The following is a 16,714-nucleotide window of genomic DNA, read 5'->3' as shown; positions in this document are numbered from 1 at the left end:
GTAGGTTGCCGACGGAGCATCAGTCTCCTGATGGTCGGGGTCGAGGAGGAGAAGATGGGCGCACTGGCCGACTGGGTGCTCGGGCACCGCCGGATCGTGGTGCTCGCCTGGCTGGCGCTCGCGGTGGTGGGCGGTGTGCTCGCGCCGACCACGATCGACCGGCTGGGCTTCGACTTCTCCACGCCCGGCCAGCCGGCCTACGAGGCGAACCAGGCCATCACCGAGCAGTTCGGCAATGGCGGGGGCGTCGACCCGTTGGTGGTCACCGTTCCCCTGCCCGAGGGCAGCACCGTCGGCGAGAACCGGGACGAGCTCGCCGCCGTCGTCGACCGGCTGCGGCAGCCCGGCTGGCGGGTGGCCAGCCCGCTCGACGAGGGCGCGGCCGCCGACGTGCTCGCCGCCGACGGCACCGCGGTCGCGCTGGTGTGGCCCCCCGCGGTCGAGGGCCCGGCGCCCTACGCGGCCGCGCTGCCCCAGCTGGAGGGAGCGCTGCAGGGGGTCACCGTGGCCGGGGCCGAGCCGGTCGTCACCGGTACCCCGGTGCTGGCCGAGGGCGGCGGTGAGGAGCGCCCGATCATCGTGGAGATCGCCCTCGGCGCCGGCGGGGCGATCGTCGTCCTGGCGCTGGTGTTCGGCTCGCTGCTGGCGCTGGTGCCGCTGCTGGTCGCCGCGGTGGCGATCACCACGACCTTCCTGCTGGTGCTCGTCCTGACCACGGTCACCGACGTCAGCTTCATCGTGCAGTACCTGGTCGGGCTGATCGGCCTGGGCGTGGCGATCGACTACTCGCTGCTGGTGGTCATGCGCTGGCGCGAGGAGCGCGCCGCCGGCGCCGACGACCTGGTCGCGGTGCGCACCGCGATGACCACCGCCGGGCGGGCGGTCGTGTTCAGCGGGGTCACCGTCGCGATCTCGCTGCTGTCCCTCGTGGTGCTGCCGCTGCCCTTCCTGCGCACCGTCGGCTTCGGTGGGCTGTTCATCCCGCTGGTCAGCGTGCTCGTCGCGCTCACCCTGCTGCCGGTCGTGCTGGCCTCGGCCGGGCCCCGGCTGGAGTGGCCGCGGCGCCGGCTGCACGGCACGGAGAGCCGCACCTGGCACCGGATCGGGACGGCGGTGGTGCGGCACCGCTGGGTCTCCGCAGCGTTGGCCACCGTGCTCCTGCTGCTGCTCGCCTCGCCCGTCCTCGGCATCAAGCTGGGCACCCCGCAGGTCTCGGCCATCGCCACCGGGTCGTCCCCGGCGGCGACCGCCTTCCAGCAGCTCACCGGCGACGGCCTGCCGGAGGGGCTGGCCCGGCCCGTGGAGGTGCTCACCGACGACCGCGCGGCCGCCGTCGATCGGCTGTCCGAGGTCGCTGGCGTGGCCGGGGTGCTGGCGCCGGCGGGGGAGTCCTGGGAGCAGGGCGGGACGGGGCTGGTGGACGTCGTCCTCGCCGACGACCCGTCGTCCACGGCCGGCCGGGAGGCGCTCACCGCCGTCCGGGCGGCCGCCGACGAGCTCCCCGGCGCCCGGGTCGGCGGCACCGCGGCCGGCGACGCCGACTCGGTCGAGGCGATCTACGGCAACGCCTGGTGGGTGCTGCCGCTGGTCGTCGTCATCACCTTCGCGCTGCTCGCCCCGGCGCTGCGCTCGATCTGGCTGCCGGTCAAGGCACTGCTGCTCAACGTCGTCTCGATCGCGGCCGCCTACGGGATGACCGTGTGGATCTGGCAGGAGGGGAACCTGACCGACCTGCTCTTCGGCGCCTCCGCGACCGGCACGCTCACCTTCTGGGTGCCGGTGGCCGCGTTCTCGTTCCTGTTCGGGCTGTCGATGGACTACGAGGTGTTCATCCTGTCCCGGATCCGGGAGGGCCGGGACGCGGGGATGAGCACCGCCGAGGCGACCGTGCACGGCGTGGCGTACACCGGCCGGCTGGTCACCTCGGCGGCGCTGATCCTCTTCCTGGCCTTCGTCGCGCTCTCCACGGTGCCGGTGGTCGACGTGAAGATCTTCGCCACCACGCTGGCCCTCGGCATCCTCCTGGACGCCACCGTGGTGCGCGGGGTGCTCACGCCCGCGCTGGTCGCGCTGTTCGGCGACGTCAACTGGTGGTGGCCGTTCAGCCGGTCCCGTCGGCGGCCGGCCCATGCGCGCCCGCGGCACGCTCACGCGCAGTCAACTCGCGCTTGAGCACCTTCCCGGCCGGCGACACCGGGAGGGCGTCGACGAAGACGACGTCCCGCAGCCGCTTGTACGGCGTCACCTGCTCGTTGACCACCGCCATCACGCCCGCCGCGGTCAGCGCCGCACCGGCGTCGTCGGCCCGGCGCACCACATAGGCGACCGGCAGCTCGCCGGCCTCCGGGTCGGGCCGGCCGACCACCGCGGCGGCGGCCACCCCCGGGGTGCCGAACAGGATCTCCTCCAGCTCGCGCGGGAAGACGTTGTAGCCCTTGTAGAGCAGCATGTCCTTGGTGCGGTCGACGATCGCCAGGTAGCCGTCGGCGTCGAGCACCCCGACGTCGCCGGTGTGGAACCAGCCGTCGGGGTCGATCGACTCCGCCGTCGCATCCGGGCGCCCGGCGTACCCGCGCATCACCTGCGGGCCGCGGATGCACACCTCGCCGCGCTCCCCGGCCGGCAGCGGGTCGCCGCCGCCGAGCGGGCGGATGCTGATCTCGGTGTCCGGCAGCGGGACGCCGACCGTGCCGGCCTTGCGGATCCCCGAGGTGTGCGGCGGGTTGCCGGTCGCCATCATCGTCACCTCGGTCAGCCCGTAGCCCTCGGCGATCACCACCCCGGGCACCAGTGCCGCCATCCGCTCGATCAGCGGCACCGGCAGCGGCGCCGCACCGCTGGCGAAGTCGCGCACGCTGGACAGATCGGCCTCGGCGATCCCGGGGACCTGCAGCAGCGCGACGAACACCGGTGGCGCCCCGCCGATGCTGGTCACCCGGTACCGGACGGCGTCGGCCAGGTAGTGCGCCGGGTCGAACCGGTCGTGGACCACCACGGTCGCGCCGGCCAGCACCCGCCCGTTGAGGTACCCGATCACCCCCATCGCGTGGAACCACGGCGTCAGGTTGATGATCGTGGCGGTGCCCAGCCGGGTGGGGTGCTCGGCCGGGCTGCCGAACTGGTCGAGGGTGACGTCGCCCTCGGCGTCCAGCGCCGGCACCGAGCCGGTGCTGAAGCAGGCCGACTGGAGCACGTTGGTGACCACGGCCCGGTGCGGCAGCTCCACGCCCTTGCTCACCCCGGTGGTGCCGCCGGTGTAGGCCAGGTGCGCCAGGTCGGTGACCGGGTCGAGGTCCGCGTCGCGGTGGGCGTCGGTCGGGTCGGCGGCCAGCAGGTCACCGAGGGAGACGGCGTCCGGCAGGTCGGTGAGGTCGACGGCGGCGGATGGGTCGGCGATCTGCTGCGGGCCGGTGACCACCACGGTCTGCACCGCGGTGCCGGGCAGTGCCGCGCGGACGACGGGCAGCACCGGCTCCCAGGTGACCAGTGCCCGGGCGCCGGCGTCGGCCAGCTGGTGCGCCAGCCCGGCCGGCGGCAGCAGCGGGTTGGTGGGGGAGAAGGTCGCCCCGGCCAGCAGCACGCCGTAGTAGACGGCCGGGTACTGCAGGCAGTTCGGCAGGTGCACGGCCACCACGTCGCCCCGCCCGATGCCGCGGGCGGCGAGCCCGGCGGCCACCGCGTGCGCCCGGCGGCCCAGTTCGGTGAACGACAGCTCCACGTCGTGGTGGACGAAGGCCGTCCGGTCGCCCCAGCGGCGCACCGCGGCCCGCAGCACCGAGCCGACCGGGAGGAGCGGGTAGTCCAGCGAGCGGGGCAGCCCGGGGGGCCAGGGGGACCGCTCGGCAGACGGCTCGGTCGGTGTCGTGGTGGTGCCGTGGGCCTGCGTCGTCGTCATCCGTCGTCCTCCCGCGCAGCGTCGTTGCCGGGGCCCAGGGTGGCGTACGTCACCCTCCGCGTCGAGACCGACATCGTGCGTCAGGATGGCCTGATGAGCTCTCAGCGCACGGCCCTGGTCCTCGGTGGCGGCGGCATCACCGGCATCGCCTGGGAGATCGGGGTCGTCGCCGGGCTCGCCGAGGCCGGCATCGACCTGAGCACGGCCGACCTCGTCGTCGGCACCTCGGCCGGCTCGGTGGTCGGCGCCCTGCTCACCACCGGCGCCGACGTCGAGTCGTTGCACGCGCGACAGCTGGAGCCGGTCGGTCCGAACGAGCGCGCCTCCCGGCTGGGCCGCGGCACGCTGGCCCGCTACGGGCTGGCCATGCTGCTGGCCCGCCGCGACGACGTGGCCTTCCGCCGCCGGATCGGGCAGCTGGCGCGCACCGCCGCCGACACCGGCCGGACGCCGTCGGAGGAGGAGCGCCGGGCCGCGATCGAGTCCCGGCTCGCCGGGGCGCAGTGGCCCGACCGGCCGCTGGTGGTCACCGCGATCGACACCGCCGACGGTGAGTTCACCACCTTCACCCGGAAGTCCGGGGTCGACCTGGTCACCGCCGTGGGCGCCAGCTGCGCCGTCCCGGGCGTCTACCCGCCAGTGACCGTCGGCGACAAGCGCTACATGGACGGCGGCATGCGCTCCACGGCCAACGCCGACCTGGCCGCCGCCTACGACCGGATCGTGGTGATCGCTCCCCTGCCGCGCGGCACCGGCCCGATGGCCAGCGTCGACGCCCAGGTCACCGGCCTGGTCAGCCGGGTCGCCGTCGTCTCCCCGGACGCGGCGAGCCGGGCCGCCATCGGCAAGAACGTGCTCGACCCCGCCGCCCGCGCGCCATCGGCCCGGGCCGGGCGCGCCCAGGCGGCGAGCGTCGCCGCCCGGGTCGCCGACGTGTGGCAGGGCTGACCCATGCCGACCGGACGAGAGGGCAGTCCATGACCGCACCAGTGCTCACCGAGGTGACTGACGGGGTCGGGGTGCTGACCCTGAACCGGCCGGCGGCGAAGAACGCCGTCGACCTGGCGACGACCGAGGCCCTGGCGGCCGCGATCGACGAGTTCGAGGCCCGCGACGACGTCGCCGTCCTGGTGCTGACCGGCGCCGGCGGGACCTTTTGCGCGGGCATGGACCTCAAGGCCTTCGCCCGCGGCGAGCGCCCGCGGATCGAGGGCCGCGGGTTCGCCGGGCTCACCGAGGCGCCGCCGGCCAAGCCGCTGATCGCCGCGGTCGAGGGCTGGGCGCTGGCCGGCGGCTGCGAGCTGGCGCTCTCCGCCGACCTGGTGGTGGCCGCCCGGGACGCCCGGTTCGGCATCCCGGAGGTCAAGCGCGGGCTGTTCGCCGCCGGCGGTGGGGTGCTCCGACTGGCCAAGGCGCTGCCCTACCAGCGCGCGATGGAGATGGCGCTGACCGGTGACCCGCTGCCCGCCGAGGAGGCGCACCGGTTCGGGCTGGTCAACGTCCTCACCGAGCCCGGGGGTGCGCTGGCCGGGGCGCGGGAGCTGGCCGCGCGGATCGCGGTCAACGGCCCGCTCGGGGTCCGGGCCAGCAAGCAGCTGATCGCCGGGTCGGTCGGCTGGACCGACAGGGCCGCGCTCGAGGCCCAGCGGGAGCTGGCCGACCAGGTGTTCGGCTCGGCCGACGCACTGGAGGGCGCTCGCGCCTTCGCCGAGAAGCGCGCCCCGGTGTGGCGCGGGGAGTGAGTCCCCGGGCGCGGCGGTGACCCGCTGACGCGACCCGCCGGGCGACCCGCCGTGGACGGTGGTGGGCTTCACCCGTTGTTCGCCGGGCATTGCCTGTGCGGGGGCTGTGGTCCCACTGTGCTGACGGGCGGGCCGTCGGCGAGGGTCGCCGTCCGAGCCCGTGGGAGTCCCGATGAGCCGTACGTCCCGGCTGTCCGCCGCTGTGCTGACAGCGCTGCTCGCCGTCCTGCTGTCCCTGGTGGTCGCCCCGGCGTCCTCGGCCACTCCGCCGAGCGGTGCCGACCACGGAGTCGATCCCGCCGAGGACCTGCTGGTCATCGGTCACCGCGGCGCCTCCGGCTACCGGCCGGAGCACACGCTGGCCTCCTACGAGCTGGCCGCCCGGATGGGCGCGGACTACATCGAGTGCGACGCGGTCAGCACCGCCGACGCGGTGCTGGTCTGCCGGCACGAGAACGAGATCTCCGGCACCACCGACGTGGCCGACCGCCCGGAGTTCGCCGACCGGCAGACGACCAAGACGATCGACGGGGTGGAGCTGACCGGCTGGTTCACCGAGGACTTCACGCTGGCGGAGCTGCAGACGCTGCGCGCGGTCGAGCGGCTGCCCGAGCTGCGGGAGGAGAACACCCTCTACGACGGGCTGTTCGCGGTGCCGACGCTGGACGAGTTCCTCCAGCTGCGCGCGGACCTCAGCCGTGAGCTGCGCCGGGAGATCGGTGCCTACATCGAGACCAAGCACCCCACCTACTTCGACGGGATCGGGCTCTCGCTCGAGGAGCCGCTGGTGGCCGACCTGCGCGAGGCGGACCTGGACCGGCGCCGTTCCCCGGTGTTCCTGCAGTCGTTCGAGACGACGAACCTCCGGGAGCTGGACGCCGCCGGGGTGAAGGTGCCGCTGGTGCAGCTGCTGTCGGCCAGTGGCGCCCCGGCCGACCTGGTCGCCGCGGGCCTGCCGTACACCTACGCCGACCTGTCCACCGCGGTCGGGCTGGCCGTGATCTCCCGGTACGCCGACGGGGTGGGCCCGGAGAAGTCGCAGGTGATCCCGCTGGCCGAGGACGGGACGCTGGGGGAGCCGACGTCCTTCGTCGCGGACGCCCACGCCGTTGACCTGCTGGTGCACCCGTACACGTTCCGCAACGAGAACGAGTTCCTGCCGGCCGAGCTCGACGAGGGGACCGACCCGGCGGCCTACGGCCGGGCGCTGGAGGAGCAGCTGGCGTTCTGGGCGGCCGGCGTGGACGGGATCTTCACCGACAACCCGGACACCGGCGTGCTCACCCGCGACCTCTTCCTGGACGCGGACGTCGAGCTGGCCCCGGCCGCCTGACGCAGCCGCGGGCGGGCCACCGGCCCGCCCGCGGTCAGGGCGCGGTGACTGACAGCTCAGCGGGCTTCCCCGACCCGGGAAGCCCGCTGTGCTGTCACTCGCTGAGTGCGGCGGCGATCCTCGCGAGCAGCTCGGCGGGGGAGTGCAGGTCCGCTGCGGTGACGAACAGGACCCGCCAGCCGGCCGCCTGGAGGGACTCGATCCGCCGGCGGTCCGCGGCGACCCGGGTGGTGTGCCACGCGCCCTCGTACTCCAGTGCGATGCGGCGCTCCGGCCAGGCGAAGTCGACCCGCGCCAGGAAGACCCCGCCGTGCCGGACGACGTGCTGGGCCACCGGCGGCGGCAGCGACGACCGGCCGAGCAAGAGCCGGAGCCGGGTCTCCGGCGGGGAGGCGGCCAGGCCGTCGGCGAGAGCGCACGCCGTCCGGGCCCGGCGGCACCCGCGGCCGGTCAGCTCGGCGGCCGTCAGCCGCAGGGTCGCCAGCGTGGTGGTCCGCGCCGCCACGAACCGGTCCAGCAGGACGACGCCGTCGTCGAGGGGGAGCGTCCGGCGAGCTCCAGCGCGGTCGTCTCCGGCGCGGTCGCGCGGACTCCCTCGACGGGACGCACCCGCTCTCCGGGGAGGACGCGGCGGCGCACCGCCATCCCGGGAGCGGCGCCGCGGGGCGTCCCGGGTGCGACGGTCACCTCCACGTCGTCCTCCGGTCGGGCGAGGTCGGTCAGTCCCCAGAGCACCGCGGCGCTGCCCCCGGAGACGACGCCGTGCGGGAGCAGCAGCCGGCCCACCGCCTGCGCGCGCACCGTGTGGGTGAGGTCGAGGGCGGCGTCGGCGTAGACGTCGGGGAACAGTCGCACCCAGGCGGCACTGCGGAGGTCGTCCGGGGTGAGCAGTCCGCTGCGGACGGCTGCCGTGCCGCGGAAGACGCGGCCGCGGAGTCGCTCGGGACGTCGGGTCGGGCGGGGCACCGCCGCACCCTGCCGCAGCCGGGCAGGTCGCCGTTGCCGCCGTCCACAGCCGGTGAGTGACAGCCCAGCGGGCTTCCCCGGCCCGGGAAGCCCGCTGAGCTGTCACTCGGGCGGCTACGCCTCGTCGTTCAGGTGGCGCAGCAGGGTCTCGCCGATGTCCTGCATCGCGGCGACCTGCTCCGGGCTGAGCTGGTCGAACAGGTGGCTGCGCACGCTCTCCACGTGCACCGGGGCGGCACCCTCCAGCGCCGCGAACCCCTCGTCGGTGAGGACGGCGAGCTGCCCACGCCCGTCCTCGGGGCAGACCTGCCGGCGGACCCACCCGCGTTCCTCGAGCCGGGAGACCGCGTGGGAGAGCCGGCTGCGGGAGGACAGGCAGCGTTCGGCGAGCTGGCTCATCCGCAGTTGCCGGCCCTCGGTCTCCGACAGCTGGACGAGGATCTCGTAGTAGGCGTGCGAGATGCCCGTCTCCCGGGTCAGCTCGCGGTCGAGCCGGTCGTCGAGCAGCATCCAGCTGTACAGCCAGGCGCGCCAGGCGCGCTGTTCCTCGGCGTCCAGCCAGCGCGTCGCGGCCGGCGGGACCGGGACAGCCCGCGCCGCGGGGGACACGTCACTCGTCATGGTGCGAGGGTACTGGCGGAATACTCAAGCATTCAACTACGCTACCGCAGGACGCAGGCAGTCAAACGCTCAACCACTCGGAGGTCACCATGGCCAGCACCACCCAGATCCCCGGCTACGTCGTCGGCACGTGGGACATCGACGCCTCCCACTCCACGGTGGGCTTCTCGGTCCGCCACATGATGGTCAGCAAGGTCCGCGGCTACTTCCGCGAGTTCTCCGGCGAGATCGTCACCGCCGAGGACCCGTCGCAGTCCGCGGTGCACGCGAAGATCGACATGGACTCGATCGACACCCGCCAGGAGCAGCGCGACGCGCACATCAAGTCCGCGGACTTCTTCGACGTCGGCAACCACACGGTCATGGAGTTCCGCTCCACCGGCGTGCGCAACAAGGGTGAGGACTGGGTCGTCGAGGGCGACCTGACGATCAAGGGCATCACCAAGCCGGTCACCCTGGCCCTGGAGCTCAACGGCTTCGGCCCGGACGCCTACGGCGGCACGCGCGCCGGCTTCTCCGGCAAGACCTCCATCTCCCGCAAGGAGTTCGGCGTGGACATCGACATGCCGATGGACGGCGGCGGCGTCGTCGTCGGCGACAAGATCGAGGTCGAGCTGGAGATCGAGGGCGTGCTCCGCACCGCCTGAGCAAGGACCCCGTCCTCCTGAGGACGACCCTGACAGCAGAGCTCCCACCCGGTCGGGTGGGAGCTCTGCTGCGTCTCAGGTGTGGTCGGGCAGGCGCTGGTGCCCGCTCTGTCGCCGGCCCTCGGCGAGCAGTGCACCCAGCCGCTCGCCGGTCACCGGCGGGGAGATGTGGTGGCCCTGGGCGTAGGTGCACCCCACCCGGCGGGCCAGCTCCAGTTGCTCGGCGGTCTCCACCCCTTCGGCGAGCACAGCCATCTCCAGCGCCGCGCCCAGGGCGGCGACCGCGCCGAGGAGCGCCTCGGGAACCGTGGCGGCGGCCGGCAGGGGGCCGGCGACGAGCGCGCGGTCCACCTTGAGCACGTCCGCGGGCAGCGAGGCCACCGCCGCCAGGGAGCTGTACCCGGCTCCGAAGTCGTCGATGGCGATCCGGACGCCGTGGCCGCGCAGTGCACGGAACTGGGCCACCGCGTGCTCGGGATCGCGCGCCAGCGCCGTCTCGGTCAGCTCCAGCACCAGGCTCCCCGGGTCCAGGTCCCGCGCGGCCAGCGCCTCGAGGACGTCGTCGACCAGTGTCCCGGCGGAGAGGTGGACGGCGCTCACGTTGACCGCCACGGCCAGCTGGTGGCCCTGGGCCTGCCACACCTCGGCCTGGTCGATCGCCGTCCGCAGCAGCCAGCGGGTGATCGGCACGATCACCCCGGTCTCCTCGGCGATCGGGACGAACCCGGTGGGCTCGAGTCGGCCGCGGTGCGGGTGGTCCCATCGCAGGAGCGCCTCGCACCCGGTCACGTCGCCGCTGGGCAGGTGCACCACCGGCTGCCAGCACACGGTCAGCTGGTCCAGCGCTGCCGCGTTCCGCAGGTGGCTGACGACCTGCCACCGGTCCTCCAGGCTCGCGCGCAGGGCCGGGGTGAAGTGCAGGTGCTGGTCCCGGCCGTCGGACTTGGCGGCGTACATCGCGGCGTCGGCGTCCCGGAGCAGGTCCTCGGGCCCGGTGTGCGCCGGGTCGGAGGTGGCCGTCCCGATGCTGGCGGTCAGCGACAGCCGGGTCCCGGCGAGCTCGAAGGGGTCGTCGAAGACCGCGCGGAACCGCCGGGCCAGCAGCTCCCCGGCCGGGGCGTCGCAGTCGCGGGCGACGACGACGAACTCGTCGCCGCCGAGCCGGCCGACCACGTCCGTGGCGCGGGTCCGCCGCGACAGCCGCGCCGCCAGCTCCTGCAGCAGCAGGTCGCCGACCGAGTGCCCGAGCGAGTCGTTGACCTGCTTGAACCCGTCGACGTCCAGGTACAGGACGGTCACCGGGCCGCCGTCCTCGGCCAGCGCCCCGGCGATCGTCTCGTGCAGGGCTGCCCGGTTGGGCAGCTCGGTGAGGTGGTCGTGGCGGGCCTGCCAGGCGGCCTGCTGTTCCGCGCGCACCCGGTCGGTGATGTCGGTGTGGGTGACGACGAGGCCCGGTCTGCCGTCCACCGGGAAGGCCTGCAGGTGCCACCAGCTGCCGGGCGGTGCGGTACCGGCGGCGGGTGGCGGGCAGTAGTCGAAGGAGAAGGACGGCGCCCGCCGCGCCAGCACCGCCTCCAGGCCCTCGACCGCGATCCGGGCGTCGGGGTCGCCCGTGGCGGCCAGCGCGCGGCAGGCGGCCAGGTAGTCGTCACCGGTCTGGCATGCGCCCGGCCGCCCCGCCGTCGTCGTCCCCAGGGCCCAGGCCGCGTTGGTGGTCAGGATCGTCCCGTCGCCGTCGAGGATGGCCGTGCGGGCCGGCAGTGCGTTGAGCACCGCCCGGACCAGCGAGGACTCCGCGGCCCGCTCCTCGTCCAGGGTGCGACGTTCGTGCACGTCGCGGAAGAACAGGACCAGGTCGTCGAGGACGGGGTAGGTGCGCACCTCGAACCACCGGTCCAGCGGCTCGTAGAAGAACTCCAGCTGCTGGCTCTCACCCGTCGCCCGGGCCCGGCGGACCGACTCCTGCCACGCGGCACCGGGCCGGTCCGGGAACTGCGTCCACAGCACCTGGCCGACGAGCTCGGCGGCCGTCCGCTCCAGCAGCCGCTCGGCGGCGGCGTTGACCCAGGTGTAGCGGTACTCGGCGTCCAGGAAGCAGACCGCCTCGCTGATCGAGGTCAGCGCCTCCGTCGTCCGCGCGCGCCAGGACCCCTCGGCCACCCACGGTGGTGGCCCGGCGTGCTGGGTCATCGGCGACTCCTCGCACCGTCCGACGGACTCGGACGGCGAACCGTACCGCCCAGGATCACCGATCAGCCCGCGCTGCGCCCGGCCGCCGAAGGGAACCCACGGGTCGGCAGCGGGACTCCACTGCTCCCGCACGACAGTGCCGTCGTGGCCTCGACCCGGCCCACGGCGGCGACGGTCGCCGCCGCCCGGGACCGATCCCACCGGCCCACGGACGCTGGGACACTGGGCGACATGTCGACCTCGACCCTCAGTCGCGTGCAGACCCGCTTCCCGTCGGCCGTCGCGGTGGCCGTCGGACTGGCCGCCGGGTTCGGCGTGGCCCAGGGCACCGGCGTGCGGGCGCTCGGCGGCGTCGTGTTCGCCGTGGGCGGCCTGGCCGCCGGGTGGCTCTGGTACCGCCGTCGCGGGCCGGCGATCGCCGCCGCGCTGGCGGTCGGCTACGTGGCCGCCTTCGTCCTGGCGCACGTGCTGGCGATCGGCGTCGGCTGGCCGGCCTGGCTGGCGGTCGGGCTGGTGACGGTGGTCGCCGCCGCGGCGTCCTGGGTGGTGGCGGACCGGCCGTCGTCGTGAGGCCTCGGTCCAGAGGCTCGTCCCGAGCCTGCGAGGGATGAGGGGGACCAAGGTCCTTCAAGAGTGGTAGACCGGTCACAGCCGCTCGGCAGGGGGCCGTCGTCCCCTACCATGGGAAGGTCTCGGCCGCCCGTGCCGTTGCACCTGTCGCGCGCCGCTGCGCGCAGACCCCCACGCGATCCCCCGAGGTGCCTCTCCGCATGCCCACCCGCAACGACCTGCGCAACGTGGCGATCATCGCCCACGTCGACCACGGCAAGACCACCCTGGTCGACGCCCTGCTCCGGCAGGCCGGTGCCCTCGGGCGCTCGAAGGGCGAGGGGACAGACAACGACTCCACGCAGGACCGGGTCATGGACTCCGGCGAGCTCGAGCGCGAGCGCGGGATCACCATCCTCGCCAAGAACACCGCGATCCGCCTCGCCGACGGGGACGGCAACCCCGTCGTCGTGAACATCGTCGACACCCCGGGCCACGCCGACTTCGGTGGCGAGGTGGAGCGTGCGCTGTCGATGGTGGACGGTGTCGTCCTGCTCGTCGACGCCTCCGAGGGTCCGCTGCCGCAGACCCGCTTCGTGCTCCGCAAGGCGCTGGCGAAGGGGATGCCGGTCATCCTCGCGGTCAACAAGACCGACCGTCAGGACGCTCGCATCGAGGAGGTCGTCGACGAGACCTACGAGCTGTTCATGGAGCTGCTCGAGGACGCCGGCCTGCCCGCGGAGACCCTCGAGTTCCCGATCGTCTACTGCAACGGCCGTACCGGCCAGGCGTCGCTGAACAAGCCCGAGAACGGCACCGTCCCGGACAGCCCGGACCTCGGCCCGCTGGTCAAGACGCTGCTGGACACCGTGCCGGCGCCGGTCTACGACGCCGAGGAGCCGCTGCGCGCGCAGGTCACCAACCTCGACGCCTCGCCGTTCCTGGGTCGGCTGGCGCTGCTGCGCATCCACTCCGGTGAGATGAAGCGGGGCCAGCAGGTGGCGTGGTGCAAGGCCGACGGCACCATCACCCGCACCAAGATCACCGAGCTGCTGGTCACCGAGGGCCTCACCCGCACCCCGGCCGACAGCGCCGGCCCCGGCGACCTGATCGCCATCGCCGGCATCGAGGACATCATGATCGGCGACACCCTCGCCGACCCGAACGACCCGCGCCCGCTGCCGGCGATCACCGTCGACGAGCCGTCGATCTCGATCACCATCGGCATCAACACCAGCCCGATCTCGGGCAAGTCGGGCAAGAAGCTCACCGCCCGGCTGATCAAGAACCGGCTCGACCAGGAGCTGGTCGGCAACGTCTCGGTGCGGATGCTGCCCACCGAGCGCCCCGACACCTGGGAGATGCAGGGCCGCGGCGAGCTGGCGCTGGCGATCCTGGTCGAGCAGCTGCGCCGCGAGGAGTTCGAGCTCACCGTCGGCCGCCCGCAGGTGGTCACCAAGGAGATCGACGGCAAGCTGCACGAGCCGGTCGAGCGGGTCACCATCGACACCCCCGGTGAGTACGTCGGCACCCTGACCCAGGCCCTGGCCGTCCGGCGCGGGCGGCTGGAGAACCTGGTGCACCACGACACGGGCTGGGCACGGATGGAGTACATCGTCCCCTCGCGTGGCCTGATCGGGTTCCGCACCGAGTTCCTCACCGAGACCCGCGGCACCGGCGTGCTGAACCACAACCTCGAGGGCTATGAGCCGTGGCTGGGCGACATGCGCGCACGCCCGACCGGCTCGCTGGTGGCCGACCGCACCGGCGTGGCGACGACGTACTCGATGTTCTCGCTGCAGGAGCGCGGCCAGATGATGGTCGAGCCGGGCACGACGGTCTACGAGGGCATGGTCATCGGTGAGAACTCGCGTCCGGACGACATGGACGTGAACATCACCAAGGAGAAGAAGCTCACCAACATGCGCAAGGCCACCTCCGAGGAGCTGGAGCGGCTCATCCCGCCGAAGCTGCTCAACCTGGAGCAGGCGCTGGAGTTCTGTGCCGAGGACGAGTGCGTGGAGGTCACGCCGGGCGCGGTCCGGGTGCGCAAGGTGGAGCTGGACCAGACGATCCGCGGTCGGTCCCGGAACCGGAAGCCCAAGCCCTGACGAAGGACCCCCTCGCCCCCCACCGCTCGCAGGCTAGCGGCGGGGCCCTGCGAGGGGGCCGGACGAGCTGACCGACGCCGTCGTCCCCCTCGGGGGACGGCGGCGTTCGTCGTCTCGGGGCCCGGCGCGCCGCGAGGTCTGCTGAGACGGGTGGGGTCTCTGTGTCGAGAGTTGCCGCGCGATCACGGTTCGTGATGGCCCGCCGAGCGAGGCGACCGGGTTCGACGGCTCTCCTCGTGGCGCGCCGGGGTGTCGCGGCGGCGGTCGTACGTTCCGGTCCGGAGAGGTGTGCTCGCCGGGGGAGGCCGGGTGCACCTGGGGGAACGGTGTGAGAGGTGGTCGGGGAGCCGATGACGGTCCAGCGGGCAGCAGGTTTCCGGAACGGGATCGACGTGCGGGTGCGGCTGCGCCCGGCGACGGCAGCGACCGACGGGACGTTCGACGGCGCGTGGTGGCCACGCAGTCGACTGCTCTCCGTCGAGCTGCGCGAGCTGGCGGCGGCGCTGCAGAGCCTGGGCGTGCGGATCGACCGCTTCACCTACGCCGTGGGCGCCTGGGACGAGCCGCCGGCCCGCAAGATGCTGATCGGCGACCGCACCGTGCGCACCGGCGGGTTCGCGAGCATGGACCAGCAGCTGGTCTCCCTGACCGTGGACGGCGAGCGTCGGGTCGACCTGCTCGTGGTGCCGCCGGAGGCCGACGCGCTCACCGGTGTCCGGGCGCTCCGGCTCGCCGGCCTGCGCGAGGACACCGGCAACCCGCAGCGCGGGCTGCTCACCGCCCCGTCGCGGCCCCAGGTCGTCCCGCTGGCCGGCGTCCGCGCCGGCTGACGAGGTCGCGCCCCGGACCCTGAGCCGGGTCGCCGACCGTCTGGCCGTGCCGCGACGCGGCTCCCCGGACGGTGCGGCGGCTCCACCCGGACCGGCAGTGAGCCGAGAGCGAACGGGCTGGACGGCGGCCGGACGGCTGCGCTGAGGTCGGGGCATGCGACTCCTCGTCCTCGGCGGCACGCACTTCCTCGGCCGGCACGTCGTCTCCGCGGCGCTGGACCGCGGTCACGAGGTGGCCACGTTCACCCGCGGCGTCTCCGGCGCACCGCCGGTCGGCGCCCGGTCACTCACCGGTGACCGGGACGACCCCGCCGCCCTGCCGGCCGCACTGGACGGCTGGCTGCCCGAGCTGGTCGTCGACACCTCCTGCCAGACCCGCGGGGCGGCGGACCACGCGGCGGCCGCGCTCGCCGACGTCGCCGGCTACGCCTTCGTCAGCAGCCTGAACGCCTACCGGAACTGGCCGCCAGGGCCGATCGCCGGCGAGCAGGAGCCGACCTGGGACTCCGACGAGGACTCCTACGGGCCGGTGAAGGCGTACGCCGAGCGGGTGCTGGGCGCGGCGCTGGGGGAGCGGTTCCTGACCGCGCGGGCCGGGCTGATCGTCGGGCCGCACGACCCGCTGTACCGGCTGGGCTGGTGGCTGGACCGGACCGCCGCCGGTGGGCGGGTCGTCGTCCCGGCCGAGGGGCTGGAGCAGCCGATCGCCCTGGTCGACGCCCGCGACCTGGCCGGATGGCTGGTCGAGATGGCCGAGCGCGGGCAGGGCGGCCCGGTCAACACCACCGGCCCGGCCGGGATGACGACGCTCGGCGGGCTGCTGGACACCTGCCGCGAGGTCACCGGCGGTGACGCGGAGTGGGTGCCGGTGCCAGAAGCGGACCTGCTGTCGGCCGGCGTCCAGGAGTGGACGCACCTGCCGCTGTGGCTGGCCGCCGGCACCGCCCGCACCGCCTGGGACGTCGACACCGCCCGGGCCCGGGAACTCGGCCTGCCCTCCCGCCCGGTGCGCGACTCGGTCGCCGACACCTGGGCCTGGATGCAGACCGGTGACCGCCCGCAGCCCCCGGCCGGCCGGGAGCTGCCCGGCCTGCCGCCCGACCTGGAGCGGCGGCTGCTGTCGTCTGCGGGTTGACCCGCCCCGGCGGGGCTCGGCCCGGCGGGCTCGATCCCGCCGGCCCGACCCCGTCGGCTCAGCTCCGGCGGCGGAGCCGCACCACCTCGTCGGCGTGGTGGTGGCCGTTCTCGCCGGCCGGCCGCGGCTGGGTGCCGGCCAGGACGACGTCCCACTCCTGCAGGTCCAGGTCGGCGAGGACGTCGGCGGCCGTGGCGAAGCGGTCCGCGCCCCACATGGCGGCGCGCTCCTCGTCGTACCCGTGACCGACCCAGAGCAGCGTGCCGCCGGGGGCGACGGCCGCGGCCAGCCGGGGCACCAGCACCTGGCGCACTGCGGCCTCCGGGTGCAGGAAGTGGGCGGTGACCAGCTCGAACGCCGCGGCGGCGGGCTGCCAGGTGGCGACGTCGCTCTGCACCCAGGTCGTCCGGTCGCCGAGCCCGGCGGCGGATGCCTGGGCGGCGCCGCGGTCGAGGGCGGTCTGCGACCAGTCCAGGCCGGTCACCTGCCAGCCGCGGGAGGCCAGCCACAGGGTGTCGCCGCCCTCGCCGCAGCCGACGTCCAGGGCCCGCCCCGGGGGCAGGTCGGCCGCCTGTGCGGCGAGCGTGGGGTTGACCCGGCCGCTCCAGAGCGCCGCCGCGGCGGAGTAGCGCTCCTCCCAGGCGGCGTGGTCGTGGAGGTCGTTCGCCGGCTGCTGGTGGTCGTGCACCGTTCCT

15 protein-coding genes are annotated in these 16,714 nt (G+C 74.4%); 9 read left to right on the top strand and 6 right to left on the bottom strand.

The genetic code is table 11. From position 1 onward, the window contains the following. The first annotated feature begins 30 nt into the window (after positions 1-30). Positions 31-2,172: an MMPL family transporter gene (locus tag IN07_RS02670; RefSeq protein WP_231557965.1), complete on the top strand. Its 2,142-nt coding sequence runs from the start codon at positions 31-33 to the stop codon at positions 2,170-2,172. Here the strand turns inward: IN07_RS02670 and IN07_RS02665 are convergent. Further along, positions 2,102-3,895 (bottom strand): class I adenylate-forming enzyme family protein, encoded by a 1,794-nt coding sequence (locus IN07_RS02665; protein ID WP_036333321.1) that lies wholly within the window; start codon positions 3,893-3,895, stop codon positions 2,102-2,104. The two genes, IN07_RS02670 and IN07_RS02665, sit on opposite strands and share 71 nt — an antisense overlap. A 93-nt stretch (positions 3,896-3,988) precedes the next feature. On the opposite strand from IN07_RS02665, the gene IN07_RS02660 reads away from it, so the two are divergent. From IN07_RS02660 to IN07_RS02650, 3 genes are all read left to right on the top strand, one after another. Beyond that, complete coding sequence (locus tag IN07_RS02660) at positions 3,989-4,843, top strand: patatin-like phospholipase family protein (protein WP_036333390.1); 855 nt, start codon at positions 3,989-3,991, stop codon at positions 4,841-4,843. A 29-nt stretch (positions 4,844-4,872) separates the two neighbouring features. After that, complete coding sequence (locus IN07_RS02655) at positions 4,873-5,637, top strand: crotonase/enoyl-CoA hydratase family protein (protein ID WP_036333319.1); 765 nt, start codon at positions 4,873-4,875, stop codon at positions 5,635-5,637. Positions 5,638-5,809: 172 nt separating this feature from the next. Then, positions 5,810-6,970, top strand: a complete 1,161-nt coding sequence (locus tag IN07_RS02650; protein WP_036333317.1) for a glycerophosphodiester phosphodiesterase — start codon at positions 5,810-5,812, stop codon at positions 6,968-6,970. A gap of 94 nt (positions 6,971-7,064) precedes the next feature. Here IN07_RS02650 and IN07_RS26160 read toward each other — a convergent pair whose 3' ends face one another. The 3 genes from IN07_RS26160 to IN07_RS02640 all read right to left on the bottom strand — a co-directional run bounded on the left by IN07_RS26160 (position 7,065) and on the right by IN07_RS02640 (position 8,557). Then, entirely contained in the window at positions 7,065-7,475 is a 411-nt protein-coding gene (locus tag IN07_RS26160; RefSeq protein WP_231557964.1) for an endonuclease domain-containing protein, read from the bottom strand. Continuing rightward, a complete protein-coding gene (locus IN07_RS26155; RefSeq protein ID WP_231557963.1) occupies positions 7,436-7,936 on the bottom strand; it encodes a type IV toxin-antitoxin system AbiEi family antitoxin in 501 nt (166 codons plus the stop codon). The genes IN07_RS26160 and IN07_RS26155 overlap by 40 nt, the downstream gene beginning before the upstream one ends. Before the next feature lie 114 nt (positions 7,937-8,050). Next, complete coding sequence (locus IN07_RS02640; RefSeq protein WP_052090608.1) at positions 8,051-8,557, bottom strand: MarR family winged helix-turn-helix transcriptional regulator; 507 nt, start codon at positions 8,555-8,557, stop codon at positions 8,051-8,053. 89 nt (positions 8,558-8,646) lie between these two features. Here IN07_RS02640 and IN07_RS02635 point away from each other — a divergent pair, with 89 nt between their 5' ends. Then, positions 8,647-9,204 carry a YceI family protein gene (locus IN07_RS02635; RefSeq protein WP_036333315.1) on the top strand — a complete coding sequence of 186 codons (558 nt, stop codon included), beginning with the start codon at positions 8,647-8,649 and terminating at the stop codon, positions 9,202-9,204. A gap of 75 nt (positions 9,205-9,279) precedes the next feature. Here the strand turns inward: IN07_RS02635 and IN07_RS02630 are convergent, their stop codons facing one another. Next, positions 9,280-11,394 (bottom strand): putative bifunctional diguanylate cyclase/phosphodiesterase, encoded by a 2,115-nt coding sequence (locus IN07_RS02630; protein WP_052090606.1) that lies wholly within the window; start codon positions 11,392-11,394, stop codon positions 9,280-9,282. 231 nt (positions 11,395-11,625) lie between these two features. Between IN07_RS02630 and IN07_RS02625 the strand changes: the two genes are divergently transcribed. The 4 genes from IN07_RS02625 to IN07_RS02610 all read left to right on the top strand — a co-directional run bounded on the left by IN07_RS02625 (position 11,626) and on the right by IN07_RS02610 (position 16,019). Further along, entirely contained in the window at positions 11,626-11,964 is a 339-nt protein-coding gene (locus tag IN07_RS02625) for a hypothetical protein (RefSeq protein WP_036333384.1), read from the top strand. Between the two features lie 200 nt (positions 11,965-12,164). After that, entirely contained in the window at positions 12,165-14,054 is a 1,890-nt protein-coding gene (gene typA, locus IN07_RS02620; RefSeq protein ID WP_036333312.1) for a translational GTPase TypA, read from the top strand. A 350-nt stretch (positions 14,055-14,404) separates the two neighbouring features. Next, positions 14,405-14,884, top strand: a complete 480-nt coding sequence (locus IN07_RS02615; RefSeq protein ID WP_036333310.1) for a DUF5994 family protein — start codon at positions 14,405-14,407, stop codon at positions 14,882-14,884. Positions 14,885-15,038: 154 nt separating this feature from the next. Further along, the gene (locus IN07_RS02610) at positions 15,039-16,019 is read left to right on the top strand and encodes an NAD-dependent epimerase/dehydratase family protein (protein ID WP_036333308.1); all 981 of its coding nucleotides are present in this window, start codon (positions 15,039-15,041) and stop codon (positions 16,017-16,019) included. A 58-nt stretch (positions 16,020-16,077) separates the two neighbouring features. Here the strand turns inward: IN07_RS02610 and IN07_RS02605 are convergent, their stop codons facing one another. Then, positions 16,078-16,707: a class I SAM-dependent methyltransferase gene (locus IN07_RS02605; RefSeq protein ID WP_036333306.1), complete on the bottom strand. Its 630-nt coding sequence runs from the start codon at positions 16,705-16,707 to the stop codon at positions 16,078-16,080. Between the last annotated feature and the right edge of the window lie 7 nt (positions 16,708-16,714).

This window comes from Modestobacter caceresii (assembly GCF_000761485.1).
In the GTDB taxonomy this organism is placed as follows: Bacteria; Actinomycetota; Actinomycetes; order Mycobacteriales; family Geodermatophilaceae; genus Modestobacter; species Modestobacter caceresii.
This window is presented reverse-complemented; position numbering and strand designations above follow the sequence as displayed.